Raw genomic sequence first — 5,537 nt, 5'->3', positions numbered from 1 at the left:
CCCTCGTCACTCCCGCCATTAAAGAACTTAAAAGATGTAGAGATACATCTTTTTTTATTTTTTATTAGGAAATATAAAATAATTTAGTATATCTAGAACATGGAGGTGTTTTAGATGTTAGTGAAAAGAGATAAAAATAATTTTTTTTATTTAAGAGTAATCTCTATTTTATTAAGTTCTATTTTATTTTTTAGTTGTTCAAGTTCACCTAAAGTAGAGAAAAATTTTGATTTTTCAATAGACAGGTATTTGGGAAAATGGTATGAGATAAAACGATTTAATCATGGATTTGAAAGAGGACTAAAAGAAGTAACAGCAAACTATGAGTTAGAAAAAAATGGGAAAATATCTGTTATTAATAGAGGTATAGATTCTAAAAATAAAGAAAGTATATTTTATGCAACGGCTAAACAAACAGATATTCCAAACTTCTTAAAAGTATACCCTAACGCATTTCCTATAATAGGAGCTCAATATAATGTAGCATGGATAAGTGTTGATTATAAATATGCTATAGTAACAAGCTCATCATATAAATATTTATGGTTTTTATCAAGAGAGAAAAGTATTCCTTTAAATATTTACAATGAGATGATTCAAAAAGCTGAAGCATTAGGCTTTAAAACAGAGAATTTAATAGATGGGCAATAATAAAATAAATATGAAAGAGGTAGGGTATGAAAAAAATAATTTTAGCAGTTGCAATATTAGGACTTGTGGGATGTTCTAATAGTAAAAAAGTGGAAACAAATAGCTCTCCTAAAATGGTTGGAGCATATGGAAGTAGTAAAATGGATGCTATGGGAGAGATTGCTTTAAATAAATTAGTTCAAGAGAAAAAACTTGGAAAAAATTATAAATTAATAGAGTATCAAAAGCAGATTGTAGCTGGTATAAATCATAAATTTATATTAGAAATCAATGGGAAATTACAGCAGTTTGTTGTATATGAATCTTTAAATGGTAAGTTTACTGTAAAATAAAAAAAGCCTCTTAGATTTAGTTCTAAGAGGCTTTTTAATTCTATTTAGTCCAAGAATCTATGGCAGCTTTAACAGATCTATTCATCTCTTTCATAAAGCTAGAAGTTATTTTTCTTTTATACATGTGGATAGCTTCGTTGTGACATCCAGGAAGGAAATTAGGTTTTGAAATTTTGTTTCTTTCAATCTCCATAGCTTTAAACTCTTTGCTTTCAATATGTCTATAGCTATTTTCAAAAACAATCATTTCTTTAGGGTATCTAGGTGGTTGAGGTCGATTTTTTTGCTGCTCAGTTGGATATCCAAAACAGATAAGAGTAACTGGGAAAGTATATTTTGGAAGATTAAACATATCCTTATGAATTTCAAAATTTTCCATAATATCACCAATATAGCAACTTCCAATACCTAACATTTCAGCAGAGGTAACAGCTGTTTGTGCAGCAATTAGTGCATCGTTAATAGCAAGTAGCAAATCCCCTTCACCAGGGTGATACATTTCAAGACTGTTTTCTTTATTGTACTCGTCTACTCCAGAAGTTTTTAAATAGTCCATCCATCTTTGAAAATCTGCTAAAAATAATAAAAGATATGGAGCTTTACTAATCATAGGTTGGTTATCACAAGTTTCAACTAACCTATTTTTTAAATTTTCATCTGTAACTTCAATGATAGAGTACATCATCATATTTCCAGCAGTTGGAGCTCTTAGAGTTGATTCAATAATTGCATTTTTAATCTCTTCAGAGATTTTATCATCGCTATAAGCTCTAACAGATTTTCGATTCATTAATACATCAAGATTTTTTAATAAACTATTCATTTAACTCCCCCTTGATAAATATTATTTTTAAAAGTTTAAAGAATAGTATCATAAAAGAGTGTCCTTGTCTATTTTCTTTTATTGAATTTTAAAGGATTTGTGAAATATTTATAGTAACATGTGGATATATATACTTATACAAAAATTTAAGAGGTGAGTTGTTATGAAAAATGAAAAAATTAGAGTGGTTCAGTATGGGTGTGGTAAGATGTCTAAGTATATTTTGAGATATTTATATGAGAAAGGTGCTGAAATTGTAGGTGCAATAGACTCAAATCCAGCTTTAGAAGGAGTAGATGTTGGTGAATATGCTGGATTAGGATTTAAATTAAGTGTAAAAATAAGTAATGATGCTGATAAAGTTTTAGATGAAACAGATCCAAACATAGCAATAGTAACAACTTTTAGCTTTATAAAGGATTGTTATGAGCAGTTTGAAAAATGTTTGTTAAGAGGAATAAATGTGGTAACAACTTGTGAAGAGGCTATATATCCTTGGACAACAGCATCAGCTTTAACTAATAAATTAGATGTGTTAGCTAAAGAGAATGGATGTACAATAACTGGTTCAGGAATGCAAGACCTTTATTGGATAAATATGGTAGCGTTAGTTGCAAGTGGAGTTCATGATATAAAGAAAATAACAGGGGCTGTCAGTTATAATGTTGAGGATTATGGTTTAGCTTTGGCTAAAGCTCATGGAGCTGGATTTACAAAAGAGGAGTTTGAAAAAAGCTTAGCTCATCCAGAATCTTTAGAGCCAAGCTATGTTTGGAATTCCAATGAAGCTCTTTGTAACTTAATGGGATGGACTATTAAGAGTCAAACTCAAAAATGTGTTCCATACTTCCACGAAAAAGAGATTTATTCAAAAACTTTAGATAAAACAATAGAGGTTGGAATGTGTATAGGAATGAGTGCTGTTGTGACAACTGAAACATTCCAAGGACCAATAATAGAAACACAATGTATAGGAAAGGTTTATGGACCTGAAGATGGAGATATGTGTGATTGGAAAATTATAGGTGAGCCAGATACAGAGTTTTATGTGAAAAAACCAGCAACAGTTGAGCATACTTGTGCAACTATTGTAAATAGAATTCCAAGCATAATAAATGCTCCAGCAGGATATTTAACTGTAGATAAATTAGAAAATCCAGTTTATTTAAGTGGTCCTATTAGTTATTATAAAAAATAAAGAAAGTACCCTTGAAGAATTTTTATCTTCAAGGGTACTTTTATTTTAATTCTTTAATGTTTTTATTAAGATAGTTTTTAATCATTTCCACTTTTTCTTTTCTATTCATCAAAGTATAGTAAGTAAGCCAGTCATTTACTGATTGTAAAGGAATAGAGATGTTCTCTAAACAAAAATATTCTACAATACTGTGCTTTTCAAGTGGAAAATAATGGTCACAATTATTGTTTACTATAATAAATCCACTGATAATATCAAAATCTATACCATCAACATTAAATTCTAAAAAGCATTTAGATTTATATTGAAGATTAGGATTCTTAGCATATTCTTTTCCAAGAGATAAAAATATATTTTTAGTTTTTTCAATATCATTTTCAGCTACCATAAGATCAATATCATTAAATTTATCAGTAATCCCTTTAAGGTATAATAATAGAGAGGCTCCAACAGCCCAAGTGATATTATTTTCATTTAATATTTTAGCAACTTTTAAAAAAGTAGCAATTTTTATTTCATTAGTCATAAATTTATTTCACCTCTTATATGAAAAATGTCTATTTCTTAAAATAGATTTTAACATTAATTATAGTAATAAGCAAATTTGATTGAGATAGAACTATTTCTAATCTTGTTATCTATAACTACATAAGGTATACTAAGTAAAAAGAGATGAAAATAGGAGTGAAGATGAAGACAATATATTATTTTTCAGGAACAGGGAATACATTATATTTAGGAAAATATTTAAAAGAAAATTGTTCGTACAATTTAGTGAATATATCAGCAGTAAAAGATGAAAAAGTAATATTAAATGGAGAGATAGGTTTTTTATTTCCAATATATGCAATGGGAATTCCAAAAATAGTGGAGGAGTTTCTAAAAAAAGTTGAAATTGAAAAAGTAGATTATTTATTTGCAGTTGCAACTTGTGGTGGAAGTGGTTATGGAATACCATTTAATCAAGTTAATAATATTTTATCAGAGAAAGGAAGAGTGTTAGACTACTCTGAGTATTGCCATATGCCAGACAATTATTTAAAATTATTTAAGGCTATGCCAGAAGATAAAGCTAAAATTGATATTGAATCATCTAAAGGTAAGATGAAAACAATTTGTGATGATATATTAAAAGGAAAAAAATCTTCAGCGAATAGTAATATCTTTTTGTATCCAATATTTTTATTGATTTATAAGTTTTGGAGACTTGGATTAAAAACAGTTTCTAAAAAGTTTAAACTGAATGATGAAAGATGTATAAGTTGTGGAATATGTAAAGATGTTTGTCCTGTTGAAAATATAGAACTAGTTGATGGGAAACCTGTTTGGGATAAAAATTGTGAAGATTGCTTAGCATGTGCAAATCTATGTCCAACTGTTGCTATATCTTGTGGTGGTAAAAGTAAGTATGACAATAGGTATAAAAATCCTTATATTGGGGTTAATGAGTTGAAAAAATAAAGGTTTATTATAATGCAATAGTTGTAAAAAAAGATTAAAAGTGCTTAAAATATAGAGTATTTATATGAAAATATTGTAATTTAAGTATAGTAATGGCCGATTACTATTTTATAGACAAAAGTATATAAAAATGACACTCTAATATGAGTTTTAAGGCGTTCGTCTAAAATTACCCTAATTAGTAGTAGTAGGGTAAAAAAATGTCATATAACAAGTTGTAGATATTCATATAAAGCCTTGAAAACATTGTATTACAAAGGGGTTTTAAGGTGAAAAATAAGGTGATAAGAACTAAAAAAAGAGAAGATTTTTCTTCTCTTTTTTTGTTTAAATACCACACTCTTGGATCTTCTCTTTAAGCTCAGGTATCGTATTACAATAAAATAGTATATTTTCATAAGTTAAAGGTGTCATAATCTCTTCAGAAAGATGATTCTTAACTTCTGCTTCTGATGAGCAATTAAGAATATAGTCATATTTTGCCCAACCGTGATTTGTGATTCCAATGATAAACTCTTCCTCTATATCCCAAGTTCCCCCATGAGTTGTTCGAGTACTTACTTCTCTTCTATAAAAAGGAAGTATCTTTTTTCCAAAATGATCAAAAACTTTAGGAATTTCGCTATTAGAAAGATTTTCAGAAATAGTTTTAATTTTTTTTAACATAATTTATTATTCCCTCCCCCGGTAAGTGTTATAAATATTTTAACATAAAAAAAAGGGTTTTTCTATAATTTAGGAAGAAAAATAGTTGTTTTTTGATACAATTTTTAAAACATATCTTAAAAATGTACACAATTTAAAGTGAGGAAGATTATACGGTAGAATATCATTAGAAAAGGTTATGTCTTATTATAGGAAGAGGTAGAAATTAATCCAATTTTTTTTATTTTTAATAAATCAAAGCTGTAATTATCAAAAATAGAAAGAGAGTTTTAACATTTATTGTCGGAATAATCCACTTAAAATAGGCATATTTTAGAAATTTTATGAAAAAAACTTGAAAATATTAGTAATCAATATATTTTGTATAGTCTTACTCTCATTTATTAAATTAATATATATTTAAATA

Annotated in this window: 7 protein-coding genes; 4 read left to right on the top strand and 3 right to left on the bottom strand. The window is 27.7% G+C overall.

Going from position 1 to position 5,537, the window contains the following annotated elements; all coding sequences use genetic code 11:
* Positions 1 to 114 precede the first annotated feature (114 nt).
* Positions 115 to 651: a lipocalin family protein gene (locus HMPREF0202_RS14045; protein ID WP_023051382.1), complete on the top strand. Its 537-nt coding sequence runs from the start codon at positions 115 to 117 to the stop codon at positions 649 to 651.
* Positions 652 to 677: 26 nt separating this feature from the next.
* Entirely contained in the window at positions 678 to 983 is a 306-nt protein-coding gene (locus HMPREF0202_RS14040) for a hypothetical protein (RefSeq protein WP_023051381.1), read from the top strand.
* Positions 984 to 1,023: 40 nt separating this feature from the next.
* Here the strand turns inward: HMPREF0202_RS14040 and HMPREF0202_RS14035 are convergent, their stop codons facing one another.
* Complete coding sequence (locus HMPREF0202_RS14035; protein ID WP_023051380.1) at positions 1,024 to 1,806, bottom strand: nitroreductase family protein; 783 nt, start codon at positions 1,804 to 1,806, stop codon at positions 1,024 to 1,026.
* Between the two features lie 163 nt (positions 1,807 to 1,969).
* On the opposite strand from HMPREF0202_RS14035, the gene HMPREF0202_RS14030 reads away from it, so the two are divergent.
* Entirely contained in the window at positions 1,970 to 3,004 is a 1,035-nt protein-coding gene (locus HMPREF0202_RS14030) for an NAD(P)H-dependent amine dehydrogenase family protein (protein ID WP_023051379.1), read from the top strand.
* Positions 3,005 to 3,044: 40 nt separating this feature from the next.
* Here HMPREF0202_RS14030 and HMPREF0202_RS14025 read toward each other — a convergent pair whose 3' ends face one another.
* A complete protein-coding gene (locus HMPREF0202_RS14025; protein ID WP_023051378.1) occupies positions 3,045 to 3,530 on the bottom strand; it encodes a nucleotidyltransferase family protein in 486 nt (161 codons plus the stop codon).
* Between the two features lie 164 nt (positions 3,531 to 3,694).
* Between HMPREF0202_RS14025 and HMPREF0202_RS14020 the strand changes: the two genes are divergently transcribed.
* Positions 3,695 to 4,465: an EFR1 family ferrodoxin gene (locus HMPREF0202_RS14020; RefSeq protein WP_040407693.1), complete on the top strand. Its 771-nt coding sequence runs from the start codon at positions 3,695 to 3,697 to the stop codon at positions 4,463 to 4,465.
* A 327-nt stretch (positions 4,466 to 4,792) separates the two neighbouring features.
* Here HMPREF0202_RS14020 and HMPREF0202_RS14015 read toward each other — a convergent pair whose 3' ends face one another.
* A complete protein-coding gene (locus HMPREF0202_RS14015; RefSeq protein ID WP_023051376.1) occupies positions 4,793 to 5,131 on the bottom strand; it encodes a hypothetical protein in 339 nt (112 codons plus the stop codon).
* Between the last annotated feature and the right edge of the window lie 406 nt (positions 5,132 to 5,537).

Source organism: Cetobacterium somerae ATCC BAA-474, from assembly GCF_000479045.1.
In the GTDB taxonomy this organism is placed as follows: Bacteria; Fusobacteriota; Fusobacteriia; order Fusobacteriales; family Fusobacteriaceae; genus Cetobacterium_A; species Cetobacterium_A somerae.
The sequence above is the reverse complement of the archived record's forward strand: the minus strand, read 5'-3'. Positions and strand labels throughout refer to the sequence as shown.